This is a genomic window from Actinoplanes sp. NBRC 101535 (assembly GCF_030269225.1).
Classification (GTDB): Bacteria; Actinomycetota; Actinomycetes; order Mycobacteriales; family Micromonosporaceae; genus Actinoplanes; species Actinoplanes rectilineatus.
The window spans coordinates 33,651-49,613 of record NZ_BSSY01000007.1; the positions used below are offsets into that span (position 1 = coordinate 33,651).

17 protein-coding genes are annotated in these 15,963 nt (G+C 71.4%); 8 read left to right on the forward strand and 9 right to left on the reverse strand.

Features of this window, described 5'->3' with window-relative positions:
* Nucleotides 1–64: 64 nt before the first annotated feature.
* Nucleotides 65–739 carry a hypothetical protein gene (locus QSK32_RS20450; protein ID WP_285472778.1) on the forward strand — a complete coding sequence of 225 codons (675 nt, stop codon included), beginning with the start codon at nucleotides 65–67 and terminating at the stop codon, nucleotides 737–739.
* On the opposite strand, the gene QSK32_RS20455 is transcribed toward QSK32_RS20450, so the two are convergent.
* Nucleotides 714–1,703 carry an NADP-dependent oxidoreductase gene (locus QSK32_RS20455; RefSeq protein WP_285472779.1) on the reverse strand — a complete coding sequence of 330 codons (990 nt, stop codon included), beginning with the start codon at nucleotides 1,701–1,703 and terminating at the stop codon, nucleotides 714–716. The genes QSK32_RS20450 and QSK32_RS20455 overlap by 26 nt on opposite strands.
* Before the next feature lie 71 nt (nucleotides 1,704–1,774).
* Between QSK32_RS20455 and QSK32_RS20460 the strand changes: the two genes are divergently transcribed.
* The gene (locus tag QSK32_RS20460) at nucleotides 1,775–2,698 is read left to right on the forward strand and encodes an AraC family transcriptional regulator (RefSeq protein ID WP_285472780.1); all 924 of its coding nucleotides are present in this window, start codon (nucleotides 1,775–1,777) and stop codon (nucleotides 2,696–2,698) included.
* Here the strand turns inward: QSK32_RS20460 and QSK32_RS20465 are convergent.
* From QSK32_RS20465 to QSK32_RS20485, 5 genes are all read right to left on the reverse strand, one after another.
* Nucleotides 2,685–3,308, reverse strand: coding sequence for a hypothetical protein (locus QSK32_RS20465; RefSeq protein WP_285472781.1), 624 nt, complete (start codon nucleotides 3,306–3,308; stop codon nucleotides 2,685–2,687). The genes QSK32_RS20460 and QSK32_RS20465 overlap by 14 nt on opposite strands.
* Nucleotides 3,305–5,494, reverse strand: coding sequence for an MMPL family transporter (locus QSK32_RS20470; RefSeq protein WP_285472782.1), 2,190 nt, complete (start codon nucleotides 5,492–5,494; stop codon nucleotides 3,305–3,307). Before QSK32_RS20470 ends, QSK32_RS20465 begins: the two co-directional genes overlap by 4 nt.
* A 23-nt stretch (nucleotides 5,495–5,517) precedes the next feature.
* Nucleotides 5,518–6,297 carry a hypothetical protein gene (locus QSK32_RS20475; protein ID WP_157411030.1) on the reverse strand — a complete coding sequence of 260 codons (780 nt, stop codon included), beginning with the start codon at nucleotides 6,295–6,297 and terminating at the stop codon, nucleotides 5,518–5,520.
* A 74-nt stretch (nucleotides 6,298–6,371) separates the two neighbouring features.
* Nucleotides 6,372–8,099, reverse strand: coding sequence for an outer membrane protein assembly factor BamB family protein (locus QSK32_RS20480; protein ID WP_285472783.1), 1,728 nt, complete (start codon nucleotides 8,097–8,099; stop codon nucleotides 6,372–6,374).
* Between the two features lie 199 nt (nucleotides 8,100–8,298).
* Complete coding sequence (locus QSK32_RS20485; RefSeq protein ID WP_285472784.1) at nucleotides 8,299–9,810, reverse strand: MDR family MFS transporter; 1,512 nt, start codon at nucleotides 9,808–9,810, stop codon at nucleotides 8,299–8,301.
* An 89-nt stretch (nucleotides 9,811–9,899) separates the two neighbouring features.
* On the opposite strand from QSK32_RS20485, the gene QSK32_RS20490 reads away from it, so the two are divergent.
* Nucleotides 9,900–10,544 (forward strand): TetR/AcrR family transcriptional regulator, encoded by a 645-nt coding sequence (locus QSK32_RS20490; protein ID WP_285472785.1) that lies wholly within the window; start codon nucleotides 9,900–9,902, stop codon nucleotides 10,542–10,544.
* An 8-nt stretch (nucleotides 10,545–10,552) separates the two neighbouring features.
* Nucleotides 10,553–11,362, forward strand: a complete 810-nt coding sequence (locus QSK32_RS20495) for a hypothetical protein (RefSeq protein ID WP_285472786.1) — start codon at nucleotides 10,553–10,555, stop codon at nucleotides 11,360–11,362.
* Here QSK32_RS20495 and QSK32_RS20500 read toward each other — a convergent pair.
* Nucleotides 11,341–11,988 carry a TetR/AcrR family transcriptional regulator gene (locus tag QSK32_RS20500; protein WP_083449034.1) on the reverse strand — a complete coding sequence of 216 codons (648 nt, stop codon included), beginning with the start codon at nucleotides 11,986–11,988 and terminating at the stop codon, nucleotides 11,341–11,343. The genes QSK32_RS20495 and QSK32_RS20500 overlap by 22 nt on opposite strands.
* A 64-nt stretch (nucleotides 11,989–12,052) precedes the next feature.
* Between QSK32_RS20500 and QSK32_RS20505 the strand changes: the two genes are divergently transcribed.
* Both QSK32_RS20505 and QSK32_RS20510 read left to right on the forward strand, forming a co-directional pair.
* Nucleotides 12,053–12,283, forward strand: coding sequence for a hypothetical protein (locus QSK32_RS20505; RefSeq protein ID WP_083449033.1), 231 nt, complete (start codon nucleotides 12,053–12,055; stop codon nucleotides 12,281–12,283).
* 68 nt (nucleotides 12,284–12,351) lie between these two features.
* A complete protein-coding gene (locus QSK32_RS20510; protein ID WP_285472787.1) occupies nucleotides 12,352–12,843 on the forward strand; it encodes a DUF6624 domain-containing protein in 492 nt (163 codons plus the stop codon).
* A 4-nt stretch (nucleotides 12,844–12,847) separates the two neighbouring features.
* Here QSK32_RS20510 and QSK32_RS20515 read toward each other — a convergent pair whose 3' ends face one another.
* Nucleotides 12,848–13,417 carry an HD domain-containing protein gene (locus tag QSK32_RS20515; protein WP_285472788.1) on the reverse strand — a complete coding sequence of 190 codons (570 nt, stop codon included), beginning with the start codon at nucleotides 13,415–13,417 and terminating at the stop codon, nucleotides 12,848–12,850.
* On the opposite strand from QSK32_RS20515, the gene QSK32_RS20520 reads away from it, so the two are divergent.
* Nucleotides 13,416–13,901, forward strand: coding sequence for a hypothetical protein (locus QSK32_RS20520; protein WP_285472789.1), 486 nt, complete (start codon nucleotides 13,416–13,418; stop codon nucleotides 13,899–13,901). The genes QSK32_RS20515 and QSK32_RS20520 overlap by 2 nt on opposite strands.
* Nucleotides 13,902–13,910: 9 nt before the next feature.
* Here the strand turns inward: QSK32_RS20520 and QSK32_RS20525 are convergent, their stop codons facing one another.
* On the reverse strand, nucleotides 13,911–14,522 hold the full coding sequence (locus QSK32_RS20525) for a hypothetical protein (RefSeq protein ID WP_285472790.1): 612 nt from the start codon (nucleotides 14,520–14,522) through the stop codon (nucleotides 13,911–13,913).
* Nucleotides 14,523–14,668: 146 nt separating this feature from the next.
* On the opposite strand from QSK32_RS20525, the gene QSK32_RS20530 reads away from it, so the two are divergent.
* Complete coding sequence (locus tag QSK32_RS20530; protein WP_285472791.1) at nucleotides 14,669–15,937, forward strand: helix-turn-helix domain-containing protein; 1,269 nt, start codon at nucleotides 14,669–14,671, stop codon at nucleotides 15,935–15,937.
* The last annotated feature ends 26 nt before the right edge of the window (nucleotides 15,938–15,963 follow it).

Sequence of the window (15,963 nt, forward strand, 5' to 3'; positions counted from 1 at the left end):
CGACAGGACCTGCGTGATCATCAGGCAGACCGGCGCGGGACTCCACCGTCTAGGATTGCCGGTCATGATCAATGCGCAGGAGATCCTGGCCGAAACCGATTGGGCGGGGCTGGAGCACGGCCACGGGCCCGCCGGTGACGTGCCGGAGCGGTTGCGGGCGCTGCTGAGTGAGGATGCGGCGCAGGTCGACGCGGCGATCACGTTCCTGCACCACACCCTGCTCTTCGAGCAGCTGGTCCACTCGGCGACCCTGCCCGCCGCCCGCTACGTGGCCGGGGTGCTGACCGATTCCCGCACCGCCTTCGTGTTCACCGAGACCGGGGAGGACACCCCACAGCCGGTGCGCTGGTCGCTGCTGAACTGGCTCGACCGGGTGGCCGCGGCGATCCTGCTGAACGATGAGGGCGAGAACCCGGAGGCCGACGACGCCCGGCCGCACCTCATCGAGCTTTATCCCGCGGTGGCCGGCCGTTTCACCGACGACCTTCCCGGGGTACGCGTGATGGCCCGGATGACCGCCCTGACGATGCTGGACGCCGACCTGCCGGAGTTCACCGCCCTGCGGTCCGCGGCGGTGCCGTCGCTGACCGCCGAGCCGGAGCTGCTGTCCGAGGACGAGCGTGAGGTGTTGGCGATCCTCCTGGAGGAGTGGCAGGAGGCGGAGAAGCTGGACGCCCTGCTCGCCGGAAGCGAGTCCTGGCTGTCGCGGACGATCAAGCGGTTCCGGGGCCGGCCGTGACGACGATCTTCCCCAGCGGGTGGCCGCGGGTGTAGTCGACCGCGGCCCGGACCGCCTCGGCCAGCGGATAGGACCGGGCGATCACCGGTGCCAGTTCGCCGGCGGCCGCCGCTTCGGCGACCCGGTTCATCCCGCCCATGTCCCAGATGAAGTGCAGCTCCACGTCGTCGCGTCCGAGCTGCTCGGGCGTCGGCTCCGGATAGATGATCGAAACCAGTCGGCCGCCGGGTCGCAGGGCACGGGCCGCGTCCGGCAGCCGGTCGGCGAAGTGGACCAGGTTGAGCACCGCGTCGACGCCGGCCGGATAGCCGGCCGGGTCGTGGCCGATGACCTCGTCGGCGCCGAGGCGGCGAACAAGCGCGGCGCCGTCCTCGGTCGCGGCGGTGGCGGTGATCTTCGCTCCGGCGGCGGCCAGCAGGGGCAGCACGGTCGTGCCCACCGCGCCGGTGGCCCCGATCACCAGCACGGATTCGCCCGGCTTGAGCGCGGCCGCGTCCATGATCGACAGGGCGGTGGTTCCGGCGATCGCGAGGGCTGCGGCTTTCTCCGGGGGTACGCCGGACGGGCGTCGCGCCAGCGCCGGTGTGCCGGCCTCGAAGACGGCGAACTCGGCCAGCGCCCCGGTGCTCAGCGAGGCGTCCTCCGCGGGCAGCAGTCCGGCGAACGAGCGGGGCAGCGCCTGGCCGAACACCTCGTCGCCCACCTGGTAGGCGGTCACCCCGGGCCCGGTCTCGGTGACGGTTCCGGCGAACTCGTTGCCCAGCACGTACGGGAACTCCAGCCGCAACGCCTCCCCGAAGGCGCCGGTGATCGCCCGGATGTCGGTCGGGTTGAGGGTGGCGGCGGCGATCCGCACCTGGATCTGCTCGGGTCCGGGGTGCGGCACCGGCAGGTCCGCGATCGCGAGTTCCTCGGGCTGCCCGTAGCCGGTGGCGACCAGGGCCTTCATCGTCTTGTCGGTCATGAGAGAACCGTACGAAGCACCGGATGCATCAGTCGATGCTCATCTGAGTCAACGAGTTATCCTTCTGCCTCATGGATGTGGTTGCTGAGGTGCTCGAGGTCTCCGGGGTCACCGGCACGATCGGCGCCCGGATCGAGGCGGGCGGCACCTGGGCGCTCCTCAACGACGACTACCCGGGTGCGGCGCTGCACGCGATCACGGCCGGTAGCGCGTGGCTGACCCGGTCCGGGCACGAACCGCTCGAACTGCTCGCCGGTGACGTGGTGCTGCTGGCGGCCGGGATCCCGCACACCCTCGGTGACGATCCCCGGTCACTGCCGGTGGTCTGCGATCCGGTGGCGCTGGCCGAGGCCCGCCGGACCGGTGCGGCGATCCGGCTCGGCGACGGGGTTCCGCGGACCCGGGCCGTCACCATCCAGTACGACTGCGACCACACCGCCCGGACCCAGCTGCTGTTCACGCTTCCGGAGCTCATCCACGTGCGCGCCGACGCGGGGGCGGCCGGGTTCGACGACACGGTCCGGATGCTGGGCCGGGAACTCGCCGACCCGCAGATCGCCTCCACCGCCGTCCTGAACAGCCTGGTCGACGTGGTGATGATCCAACTGTTGCGGGCCTGGCTGTCGACCCGGCCGGCCGAGCAGCGCGGCACCTGGCTGGGCATGCTCGACGATCCGATCGTGCGTCGCGCCCTGGAGCACCTGCACGCCGACCCGGCCCGGCCGTGGACGACCGCGTCGCTGGCCACCGCGATCGCGGTGTCCCGGGCGACGCTGTCCCGGCGGTTCCCGGCGGCCGTCGGGCAGAGCCCCGGCGCCTACCTGACCCAGTGGCGGATGGACCTGGCGGCCGCCCGCCTGCGCCGCACCCGCCAGTCGGTGGAGTCGATCGCCGCGGCGGTCGGCTATCAGTCGGTGCCCGCGTTCAGCCGCGCCTTCACCCGCTCGCACGGAGCCGCGCCGGGCCGCTACCGGTCGTCCGCTACAGAACGCTGAGGGCAAGCTTGGTGACGCGGAGTTCCTCCGCCTCGGTCCAGTCACCCTCGGTGAACGCCAGCCAGAGGATCTTGTCACTGGAGGCGGCCAGGATTCCGGTGCCGCCGGTGTCGTCGGACCCCACCGGCAGCTGGAACGCCAGCACCGGCAGATCGTGGGTCATCGCCCCGCATCGCAGCCCGACCTGCATCAACGGGTGATCCTCCGCCTCGGCCGTGCCGCGCAGTGTCAGCACCACCTCGCGGACCGTCGACGATCCCCGGGTCAGGGTGGCCTCGTGGACGTACGCCACACCCATCGCGCCCAGGACGGCATCGGTCTGCGTGACGGTCCCGGCGATCCACGGGAACGGGTGGGCGCAGTCGACCGGACTCGGCGTCGCCGTGCAGGCCGCCGCATCGTACGCCGCAGCAGAGTAGTCATGGACGTCGTCCGGGCTGTCCGGCCAGACCTGGCGGACCTGCAGCAGCCCGCTGGTCGTCTCCGGCAACTCGGTGCGGCAGGCCGGTGCCGACGCCGCCGCGGAGGGCGACGCCGCCGGGTGCGCCTCGGAACAGCCCGCGACCAGGAGCAACAAGGCCGCTGCCAGCCGGGGGAGGTGGCGCATCACGCGGCCGCGGGCATCTGCGGATCCCCGTGACCGTGCGGCTGACCGGATGCGGCCAGGCGCCGGGTCAACTCCTCGCCCTCGACGTCGACGTCCGGCATGATCCGGTCCAGCCAGGCCGGGATCCACCAGGCGGCGCGTCCCATCAGCGAGAGGACGGCCGGGACGATCGTCATCCGGACCAGGAACGCGTCGACCGCCACCCCGAACGCCAGCGAGAAGCCGAGCGACTTGACGATCGTGTCGGTGGCCAGGATGAAGCCCGCGAATACGCTCATCATGATCAGCGCGGCGGCGGTGACGACGCGAGCGCCGTGCCGCATGCCGCTGATCACCGCGTCGTCCGGGGCGGCGCCGTGCACGTACTCCTCACGGGCCCGGGTCACCAGGAAGACCTCGTAGTCCATGGCCAGGCCGAACAGGATCCCGATCAGGAAGATCGGCATGATGCTGACCAACGGCCCGGTGGTCGTCAGCCCGATCAGCCCGGCCAGATGCCCCTGCTGGAAGACGCTGACCAGCGCGCCGAACGCGGCCGCCACGCTGAGCAGGAACCCGATCGTCGCCTTCAGCGGCACCAGGATGCTGCGGAACACCAGCATCAACAGCACGAAGGCAAGACCGACCACGATGCCGAGGTACGGGATGAGCGCATCGGTGAGCGTGTCGGACACGTCGATGTTGACCGCTGTCGCTCCGGTGACGGCCAGGGTCGCGCCGGTGACGGTTTTCGCGTGGTCGCGGATGTCGCGGACCAGGTCCTTGGTGGCCTCGCTGGTGGCGCCGCTGTTCGGGATGACGGTGAGCATCGCGGTGTCGCCGGCCGGGGCGAGCGTCGGCGGGGTGACCAGCACGACGTCGTCGAGTTCCGCGATCACCTCCTGGGCCTGTTCGGCGGCGGTCTGCGCGGCCCCGGCGGCGGCTTCCACGACCACGATCAGTGGCCCGTTGAACCCGGCGCCGAATGCGGCGGCCAGCTGGTCGTACGCCTTGCGCTGGGTGGAGTCCTCGGCGGCGGTGCTGTCGTCGGGCAGGGCCAGCCGCAGGTCCATCGCCGGGACGGCCACCAGAGCGATCACCACCAGGGCACCGGCCAGCGCGATCCAGCGGTGCCGGAGCACGTTGCGGGCGTACCGCTCACCGAACGGCACCTTCGAGCGGTGCTCGACCGCGGCCGGGTCGGCCCGGTGCCTCTTCGGCAGGATCCTCAGCCCGGCGAAGCCGACGACGGCCGGCACCAGACTCAACGTGATCAGCACGGCGACGGCCACGGTGCCCGCGGCGGCGACGCCCATCGCGGTCAGGAACGGCACCCCGGTGACGGAGAGCGCCACCAACGCGATGATCACGGTCAGGCCGGCGAAGACGACGGCCGAGCCGGCCGTGCCGACCGCCCGTCCGGCCGACTCCTCGCCGTCGTGCCCCTCGGCGATCTCGTGGCGGTAGCGGGAGACCACGAACAGCGCGTAGTCGATGCCGACCGCCAGGCCGAGCATGGTGGCCAGCGCCGACGTGGAACTGGACAGGTCCAGGAAACCGGTGGCGATCTGGATGCCGAGCATCCCGACGCCCACCCCGACCAGGGCGGTGACCAGCGGGAGTCCAGCGGCGACGAGCGAACCGAACGTGACGACCAGGACGAGCGCGGCGACCAGGATGCCGATCGCCTCGGCCGCGTGGCTCTCCTCGACCGTCTTGGTGACCTCGCCGGAGTACTCGACGGTGGCCCCGGAACTGCGCCCGGCGGCGAGCAGGTCCTCCCGTTCGGCGACGCTGACGTCGGTCACCGGCACCGAGTAGGTGATCGTCGCGTACGCGGTGCGCTGGTCCTGCGAGATCGCCTGGCTGGTGTACGGGTCGGACACCGCGGCCACCTTCGGCGCTTGTCCGAGGGCGGCGACCGCGGCCTCGATCGCGGTCCTCTCCGACGCGCCGGTCACCGTGGCACCAGCGCCGACGGTGAACACCGCCTTGGCCGAGGCCGCATCAGAGCCGGCCCCGAACTTGTCGGCCAGCACGTCCATCGCCCGCGACGACTCGGTCCCGGGGATGCTGAAGGCCGCACTCGTCGGACCGGACAGGGTGGCCGCACCGACCCCGAACAGGACGAGCAGCAGCGCCCAACCTGCAAGGGTCAGCTTCCGCCGCCGGTACGAGAACCGGCCCAGCCGGTACAGCAGGGTCGCCACACGTACACGTTCGGCGGGCCGGTTCAGCTGCTGAGCCGGAATCGCGCGCCGTCTTCGACGTAGCTGGCCCCGTAGGTGCCCGCCGTGCCGGTGATCCGGAAGCGGCCGTCCTCCCTCACCTCGTGACGCTCGCCGTGAAGCGTCCCGTGGACGTCGAGGTAATCGGTGACCTGCTTGCCCGCGCCGTCGATGTGGTCGATCGCGAAGAACCAGCTGTAACCGTGCCGGCGTGCGGTGACCGTGATCCGCAGCGTCTCGCGGTCCACGATCGAGACGTCCAGGTCGTGCCCGTCGAAGTACGGTCGGCCCGCCTGCCGCAGCGATCGGGGCGCCGTGTCCATGTCGAGGGTGACCGCCCGGGTCGAGGAGTCACCCTCGCAGGCGGTGGTCATGCTCGTGCCGGCGCTGTTCGGGCCCTGGCGCAGGCCGTCCACCCGGACCCCCAGGATGCGGGTGGGGCTGGGGAACAGGCCGGTGAAGACCATTTCGACGGTGATCCGCCCGACCGGGGATGCCTTCTCCCGGGCCAGGAAGTCGTCGAAGGCCGGCGCGGACGACCCGTCCAGGGCGAGCAGCGGTGCGGCGCCGGTACGCGGATCGACGACCCGGTCGAGGGCGTAGACCTGCCCGCAGTCGGGGATGGTGGCCACCGCGGCCTGGAACCCGCTGCCCGGCGCGGGTGTGGGTTCCGGTGTCGCCGGCACTGCCGGTGGCGGCACGATCTGGTTGACCACGGCGGTCGCGAGGGCCGCGCCCGCCGCCGTCACGCTCGCGACGATCACCCCGATGACCGTCGTCCGCATCCGCCGCCACCAGGGCACGGCCGTCTCCGGTGCCGGCCGGCCCGCGCCCCGGTCACCCCTTCTCCGTCGGCGGCTCATCGCGACCGGCCCGCCGCGCAGACCGGGTCGGCGGCGAGCCGGTCCACCACGACACCGCCCAGTCGCCGCAGGGGTCCGCCATCCCCGAACGTGCGTACGGTCACCACACACCGCCCGACCGCGGCCGACAGCGCACTCCGATCCTCGTCGTCGCCGTACTCGTCACCGGTCCAGGTCCAGCCCGGCCGTCCGGCGGCGCCGAGACGGACCGGCTCCGGCGCCCGCCCGGAACGGTCCTGGGCCGTCGCCGCCGCGCTCGCCTCGGTGTCGTCCGCCGCCAGCCAGCCCACCGTCGTCACCGTGGTGCCGTCCATCGAGGGCGGCAACAGCCGGCAGCCGACCGGCACGGGCATTCCCAGCACCGGTTCCGGCCGCATCACCGGTCGCGCGCCCCGGTAGGCGGCCTGATGGTCCGCGGCGGTCAGCAGTGCACAGGCGTCCGGCCAGCGTCCGGCGGCGACCGGGGTGTCGAGGAAACCGTCCGCCGCGACGCCCGGTGCCAGCGCGGCGATGGTCTTCCGGCCGTGTGCCCCGGTCTCCACCAGCAGCGTTCCGTCCGCGCCGGTTCCGATCAGGCCGGCGGAGGCGCCGCCGGTCGCCGACAACGTCAGGCCGCCGTCGTCCTCGTCGACCCGGGCGAGAAGGTCCGGCCACAGCGGTGGTGCGGCTCCGGTGAAGAGCAGAACCCCTTCGGGGGTACGCAGTGGGGGCCCCACCTCGGGAAACGGGACCTCGCGCGTCCACCGTGCTGCCCCGGTCACCGTGTCGATCATGGTCAGCGTCGTCGTCCGCCCATCCGCCCGTGCGGCGATCAGACCATCCGTCGTCGTTCCGCCCTGCGTCGTTCCGCTGGGCGGGAGCGGGCCGGAGCCGGTCGGGAGCAGGACCACCGTGCCGTCGGAGGCCCGGTACAGCACGTCCGGCTGTTCCCCGGTCAGGAGCAGCGTCGTCGTTCCCGCCGTGACCGCCGACAGGCCCTCGGCGCCGCGCAGGAGGTCGTCGGTCTCCCACGGTGTCGTGCGGGACCAGCGTTCCCTGCCGGTCGCGGCGTCCAGGACCCGGATCCACGGGACGTTCCCGCACGTCTCGGCGAGCGCGACGAAACCGGTCCCGCCGGCGGTGCCGACGAGTGCGCACCCGGCCGGGCTCCGCCGGGACCAGCGTTCGGTCCCGTCCGCGGGCCGCAACCGGGTGACGGTGGCGCCGCAGCGGATCGTCGGTTCGTCCGTGCCGGTGACGACGGCGAAGAACTGGTCGATGCAGTCGTGGTGCCGCCAGTTCCAGCGTGGGGAACCGGATTCCGCGTCCCGGGCGTCGGCGCCGTCGCCGGTCTCGAGGAGGACCAGGTCGTGCTGCCGGAGCAGGTCGCGGTGCAGGGCCGGATTCGCGCCGCTGCCGGGCCGGGTCGCCCAGGCCCTCCGGCCGGTGGCGAGATCGACCGCCTCGACAGTCGTGGGCGTGGCGAGGAGCGCGAGCCCGCCCGCGGTGACGGCCGGCTGCCAGTCCGCGTCCCGGACCGGAGTACCGGCGGTCGTTCCGGTCCACCGGGAGACGCCGGTACGGGTGTCGACGACCTCGATGGGGTTCCGTCCGGAGAATCCCGCATCGAGGCCGACCAGTGCCAGGCTCGCCGACCGCGCGTCCAGGACGACCTCGGCGTCACCGATCGGACGTCGCCAGCGGGTGACCAGCCCGGCGGACGTCCCGGCCGTGGATGCGGACACCGGGACGTCCCGTGGGGAGACCGCCGACGAGACCACGGTGGGGAGAGCAGCGCCCGCGGTAAAGAGGACGATGCCGGCGAACACCGCGACGGTTCGGGTTGAGGGCCGAAAATGCACACCTCAAGCTGGGGTGTCACGGTGCTCGACGGCCACGGACTGTCGCGTTCGGGACAGCGGAACCAGCCGTTGGAGTGTGCGGTCAGTTCTCGGTGGTGGTGGCGAGGGGCTTCTCCTTGAGCATGACGGCGAGGATCAGGCCGATCGCCAGGACCGGGATCAGATACCCGAAGATCGGGACGAGAGCGTCCGAGTAGGCGGTGATGACCGCGTCGCGTACCCCGTCAGGGAGAGATCTCACGAGTGCCGGGGTGAGGGAGGCGGAGTCTGTCGTGCCGGAGGCGCCGACCGGGAGGGCGGTGGCCAGGCGGTCGGTGAGCCGGTCGGCGAAGACCGCGCCGACGACGGCCGTGCCCAGGGTGGCGCCGATCTCGCGGAAGAAGTTGTTGGCCGAGGTCACCGTGCCGACCTCGCGGGCCGGGAAGGCGTTCTGCACGGCCAGGACCAGGGTCTGCATCATCAGGCCGATGCCGGCTCCGGTGAGCATCAGGTATCCGCAGATCACCCAGAGCGGCGTGCTCACGGTGACCTGGGAGAGCAGGGCGGCGTCCACGATCAGCAGGGCGGTGCCGGCGATCGGATAGATCTTGTAGCGCCCGGTACGCCCGAGCAGCGCGCCGGAGGTCAGGGCGGTGACCATGATGCCGACCACCATCGGCAGCATCAGCAGGCCTGACTCGGTGGCCGAGACGCCGTGCACCATCTGCAGGTAGGTGGGCAGGTAGCCGACGACGGCGAACATCGCGACGCCGACCACGAGCATGCCGAGCAGGGTGGCGACCACGAAGATCGGGTTGCGGAACAGGTGCAGCGGGATGATCGGTTCGGCGGCGCGACGCTGGACCAGCAGGAACGCGGCCCAGCCGGCGACGGCCCCGGCGGCCAGTCCGAGGATGATCGGGTCGGACCAGGCGTATTCGGTGCCGCCCCAGGTCGCGAAGAGCACGGTGCAGGTGACCGCGGACGCCATCAGCACGGTGCCCAGGTAATCGAGGCGGGGGCGTTCGCCGGTGTGTGACGGCAGCCGCAGCGCGACCATGGCGATGGCGATGGCCAGCAGGCCGAGCGGCACGTTGATCCAGAACGCCCAGCGCCACGAGTGCTCGTCGGTGAACCAGCCGCCGAGCAGCGGACCGGCGACCGACGCGACGCCGAAGACGGCACCCATCGGGGCCAGGAACTTGGCGCGCTCGCGCGGCGGGACCAGGTCGGCCACGATCGCCTGCGAAATGATCATCAGGCCGCCGCCGCCGAGGCCCTGCAGGGCACGTCCGGCGATCAGAGCCCCCATGCCGCCGGCCAGGGCGGCGACCACGGATCCGGCGACGAAGAAGCCGATCGCGGCGATGAAGACCACCTTGCGGCCGATCAGGTCGCCGAGTTTGCCGTAGACCGGCATGCCGATCGTCGCGGCCAGGATGTACGCCGTGGTCACCCAGGCCATGTGCGCCAGGCCGTCGAGTTCGCCGACGATCGTCGGCAGGGCGGTGCTGAAGATGGTCTGGTCGAGCGCGCCGAGCAGCATCGCCGTCAGCAGGGCGGCGTAGACGAGCGCGAAATGCCGGGTTCGCCTCGTGTCGATGACAGCGGTCATGGGGGTCTCCTCTTAGCGGAGAGACTTTCTCCGCTTCGCCACCGTAGCACTCAAGCGGAGGTTGCCTCTCCGCTTGATAGGGTGTGGGGATGAGCACTCCGGGCCCGCCGAGACCACTGCGCGCCGACGCGGCCCGCAACCGTGAGCTGCTGCTGCGGGCCGCCCGCGAGATGTTCGCCCAGCGTGGACTGGACGTGACCCTCGACGAGATCGCCCGGCACGCCGGTGTCGGCGTCGGCACCGTCTACCGCCGGTTCGCCAACAAGGAGGAGCTGGTCGAGGCGCTCTTCGACGACCAGCTCGACCGGATGATCGCGCTCGCCGAGGAGTCCCTGACCCGCGCGGACACCTGGGACGGGTTCGCCGAGATGTTCCGCCGGTTCAGCGCGCTGATGGCCGCCGACCACGGGCTGCGGGAAGTGCTGCTGCACAACACGTACGGGCACGATCGGGTGGCCCGGATCCGGGAACGGTTCGTGCCGGCCATGGACGCGGTCGTGCGGCGGGCGCAACAGGCGGGCGTGCTGCGGCCCGACGTGGAACCGACCGATCTGCCGATCATCGAGACCATGCTCGGCGGGGTGGAGGCGTTCGCCCAGCCGGTCCGGCCGGAGCTCTACCGGCGATACCTGACCATCATCCTGGACGGGATGCGGGCCCGGCCCGGTCTCACCGCGTTGCCGGTGGCGGCGCTGACGGCGGAACAGTTCGACGAGCTGGCGGGGAAACGTTGATGCTGCGGATGGCCACGGCCGGAGGGCATCCGGGGCGGGCCAATGAGGACTTTGCCGGAGGCGTACCCGGAGGAATGGTCCTGGTCGACGGCGCCGGAGGTGTTCCCGGGGCGGCGGAGGTCTGCCGGCACGGGGTGGCCTGGTTCGCGCGCCGGCTCGGCGGCATGCTCCTCGGTGGGCTGTCCCAGCCGGCCGGCCTGCTCCCCGGCGGGCTGGGAAAGTCGGCCGGCCTGCTTCCCGGCGGGCTGGGAAAGCCGGCCGGCCTGCGGGAGGTGCTGGCCGAGGGGATCACGGCGGTCGCCGACATGCACCGGGACACGTGCGACGTCACGCACGGGAGCAGCCCTTTCGGGGCGGTGGCGATGCTGCGGTTCGCCGAGGGGCGGGCGGAGTGGCTGGTGCTCGGGGACGCGGTGGCGCTGATCGACGTCCCGGACGGCCCGCCGGTGGTGGTCCACGACCCGCGCGAGGTCGTCATCGCCGGCGACATCGAGAAACGGCTCGATGCGGGCGTCGAGGACCGGGCGGAACTGCTCGCGGAACTACGGTCCCGGCGGAACAGTCCGGGCGGATTCTGGGTGGTCAAGGACGATCCGAGCGTCGTCGAGGAGGCGCTCGTCGGCAGTCGCCCGGCGTTCAGGTCGGCAGCGTTGCTCAGCAACGGGGCGAGCAGCCTGGTCGACCGTTTCCACGCCACCGACTGGCCGGAGCTGCTGAGGCTGCTGGACACGGACGGGCCTGCTGAGGTCGTCCGCCGGGTCCAGGAGTTGAGGTTCCCGGACGACGCGACGGTCGCCTACTTCTCCGGGCCCGGCTGAGGCGCTGCCAGAATCGCGGCGAGACCCCGCTCGAACAGGTCGTCGTCGCTCCACCGGCCGACGTCGAGATGCCCGGAAGCGATCAGGGTCGGGTAGGTCTCGGGGTCGGCGGCCACCTGCCGTTGCGCGTCGGCGCGGTGCGCGGTGGCCTCGGTGACGGCCGCGCCGATCACGTAGTTGGCCACCACGCGGGTGAGCACGGCCAGCGCGCGGTCGGCGAAACCGCCGCGGACCAGCGCCGCCTGCAGGAACTCGGTGCGCGCCAGCACGTTCGGGCCGAGCATGGGCCGGCCGATCAGCCCCGGCGCCCACGCGTGGCGGAGCATCACCGCGCGCCACCGCGCGGTCAGGGCGTGCACGTCAGCGCGCCAGTCGTTGCTGGTGTCCGGAAGCGACACCTCGCCGAAGACATGGTCGAGCGCCAGGTCGAGGACGTCGTCCTTCGTGGTGACGTGCCAGTAGAGCGCGGTCGACGTGACGGCGAGGCGCTCGGCCAGTCTGCGCATCGTCAGGCCGTCCGCACCCTGCTCGTCGAGCAGCGTCACCGCGGTCGCGACGATCCGGTCGCGGGTCAGCGGCACTCCCCGGCGGGGACGTTCCGGTTCCGGGCGCAGCCATACCGTCATGTCCCGCATCCTATTACAGTGGTAAACCAGTTTAACGTTGGTAAGGAGGTGTGTCGTGCCAGTGATGCGGATTCAGCTGGACGCCGACAGGGCCACCGCGCGCCGCGTGCTGGACCTGCATCGGGCGGGAAAGGTGCACCGCGAGTCGCGGGATGCCGCGCGCGACGAGGTCTGGCGGCTGGGGCGGACGCCGGCCGCGGAGCCGGTCTTCGTCGGCGTCACCAACGGCGAGCCGGTCCGGCTCCTCTATGACGTGGAGGTCTATCTGGAGTCCGGGGCCTCATCAAGCTTATGAAAAAGACGAACATCGATTCCTTCTCGGCTATCGACTTGAGTGGATCAAGGGGGTTCTACGGTGGGCCGATGACACTCGCGGAAGAACTGGTCACGATGACCGACGAGGACCGGGAACTGCAGGCCGGCGCCCTGAGCGGCGACCCCGCCGCGCAACTCGCCCACCGCCGGGTCACCACCCGCAACGCCGACCGGCTCAGCGAGATCATCGACGAGCACGGCTGGCCCGGCGTGCGCCTCGTGGGGGAGGAGGCGGCCCGGCGGGCGTGGCTGGTGGCACAGCACGCGGACCGGCAACTCGACGTGCAGCGGCGGGCCCTCGCACTGATGACCGCGGCCGTGGACGCCGGCGACGCCGACCGCACCCAGCTGGCCATGCTCCACGACCGGGTGCTGGTCAACGAGGGGCGTCCGCAGCGCTACGGCACCCAGATCGCCGGTGTCGAGAACGGCCGGCCGCTGCCGTGGCCGTCCGAGGACCCGGACCGCCTGGACGAGCGGCGCGCCGAAGTCGGCCTGGACCCGTTCGCCGTGCACGTCGCCAAGCACGCGCCGGCTTGAGCCATCACGGCAGGCGTTCGGCGATCGCGGCGTCCACCTGCAAGAGTGAATCCGCCAAGGCGGTACTCAGTGCAGCAGGCACCAGGCCAACCCCTGCGCGCTGGAACTCATGGAAGTAGGGGAGTAGCCGGACCATGGCGGTCTTCGCACCGAAGTAGGCGGGCCGGTCGCCGGTGAGATCGGCCCGGCTGAGGTTGCCGCGGAACGCCACCACCTTGTCGGCTGTCGAGAGCAGCACCAATTCGGGGTCACTGACGTCCACCGTCGGGTCGGGTTCGTTCAGCGCCACGTGTTCCTGGTGCAGGGCGGTGACCAGGCGATTCGTCACCGGGCCGTACGCCGTCGCCAGGTATGCCGGGAGGTCCAGGTCGCCCGGCGCGAGGTCGGGAGCGTCGTGCATCAGCGCGGCCGCAAGCAGCTCCGGTGACGTGCCGCCGTGTTCGAGCACTGTCCGGGCGACCGCGACTGTGTGCCGGAATGCCGGCCTCTCCTCGATGAGGTGTCCTGTACACCATCGACGGGCGTCGGCCATGGCGGCGAGGACGAGTGGGTGTTGCAGGGGCGGTTGGGTCATGTCGAGGCTCCCGGGCGCTTTCTACGATGAGGGTGTGAGCGAGCCGAAGCCGTCCTGGGCGGACGACACCTGCGGGGTCTGCCCGGCGCAGTCACTCGGACCGGGGGCGTTCGACGTGGTGGCCAGGCCCGGCCACCAGATGCCGTATCGCCCCGATCTCGGCTACCGCGCCGACCACCGGGGCGTCCCGGTGTGCGTGCATCCGTACCGGGTCGGCCTGCCAGCCGGCGCGTACGCCTCCGCGGGGGCGCCGATGCCGGCCGAGACAACACCGGTGCCGGAACCCACCGCGGAGGCGCTGGAACTACCGGACCGCCTCGAGGACCTGGAGGGCTGGCTGGTAGCGAAGCTCCGCACCGCCGAACCCGATCAGATATTCGGCGCGGTCGCGCGCGCCGAACGCGAAGCCCTGGAGAGGTTCCCGAGCCGCGAGGTGGTCACGGCGATGCGCAAGGTGCTCTCCCGGGAACTCGCCCGGCGCTGACCGTCCGGTTCAGACCGCAGCCGGGGCGACCGTGTCGTCGAACCTGTGCGTGGTCCGCTTCCCGAAGCCGATCACGCCTGCCGTCTCCAGGCCGGCTTCCATGGCCGCGAGCCGGCGACCGACCTCGGAGGCCGGCAGCCAGTACCGCAGCGGCTTCGGCCCGAAGCCGGCGGTCTCATAGAGCGCGTCGGTCTCACCACCGAACTCGTACCTGAACTCTTCGAGCTCGGTCGCGTGGACGAACTGCACGCGGAGGTCGGCCTCGATGCGGCGCAGCACGTTGGGCTGGGCCAGGATCGCGTGGATCATCTCGTCGACCGGGCTCGGCACGAGCAGCTCCGCTCGCACTTCGTCACCGGTCGCCTCGAACACGGCCGCCTTGAGCGCCAGCACCTTCAGGCCCTCGATTGCCAGGACGGGTGCGTCCTTCTCTTGGTCCCACTGCGACACCGTGGCGAAGCCGGTGTTGGTGAACCAGCAGTCGCTGTAGGCCAGCGACGACTCGGTCAGCCGTGCGTACAGCTCGTGGGCCTGGACCGCGGCGAAGATCGCCGCGCCCCGATTCCCGATGACGTGCACGTCGAGCGGGACCGGCTGGCTGGTCATTCCCTCTGTCTGCATGGTCTCTCCCTGTACGGATAGCTCTGTGGGGATGCTCCCTGCTTCAGCCTTCCGACCACCCGGAAGGAACAAAAGTGCATCCGCGTTGCCACACGGGGTGGCGCACAGGTGGCAACAATGGCAACACTCAGCGCAGGGGGCGGCTTGTGGAGACGTTCGGATCGGCTTTGCGCCGACATCGCGAAGCACGTGGCCTGTCGTTGCGTGCCCTTGGCCGTGCCGCGCTCATCGATCCCGGCCACCTCACCCGCATCGAGCGCGGGACCCGGCCACCACCAGCGATGGTCACGGTTGAGCTGATCGACAAGGCGCTTGGCACTGGCGGTGAACTTGCCGCGATACTGAGCCCGCCATGGATCCGTGACGGCGGCCTGTGGCGTCCCGACGACGCCGAGCGTCTTTCCGCGGATCTGGTCGCGAACAGACCCACTGCCGAGAACGCCTCCCGACTGGCCCATCAGTGGCTGCTCGCCGAGTCTCCTCAGGTAACCGAGTCCCGTGCCGGGCGCCGGATCGGTATGGGCATGGTGCGCAAGGTCCAGAAGCGGGTCAAACAGCTGCGACTCCTCGACGACCACGTAGGCGGTAGCCATACCTACGCCATGGTCACGGCCGAACTGGCCGCCACGATCGGCCTGCTCCGGGACTGGTCCTATCCCGAGGAGGTCGGCAGGCGCCTGCTCGTCGCGGTGGGCGAACTGGCACAGCTGGCGGGCTGGACCAGCTCCGACGCGGGACGGTATGCGCAGGCCGAGCGGATCTACCTGATCGGCATGCGGGCAGCGCACGCCGGCGGCGATGCAGCCCTGGCGGCGAACAACCTCTCATCGCTGGCCTACCAGTTCGCGAACGTCGGGAGGGCTACGCATGCCCTCGACCTGGCCCGTTCGGCTTACGCCGGCGCCCGCCACAGCGCCACCCCCAAGACCAGAGCGCTGCTCGCCGAACGGGTCGCTTGGGCCGCGGCCCAGGCCGGGGACGTCAAAGCCGCCGACACCGCGCTCGTGAAAGTCGAGAAGGACTACGCCTCCCAGAAGGCCACCGACGTCGACCCGCACTGGGTGTACTGGCTGTCCACGGAAGAAGTCGAGGTGATGGCCGGCCGGGTCTGGACTCAGACGCGCCGCCCGATCCGGGCGGTGCCCATCCTGGAACGGGCCATTGAGGGCTACGGCGACGACACCGGCCGCGAGACCGCGCTGTACCAGTCATGGATGGCGGAATCTCTGGAACAGGCGAACGAACCGGACCGTGCCGCGGCGGCGGCGCTCAAGTCGCTGCGGCTGTCCCGCCGAGCGGGCTCCGTGCGGGCGGATGATCGGGTGGTTCTGTTGCGGCGCAAACTGCGAAAGCACGCGGGCAACGAGGCAGTTGACGCCTTCCTCGACGAGTCGCGCTCGACCGGGCAGACGTGATTTCGCCTGTCAGCAGACGGGGGCGG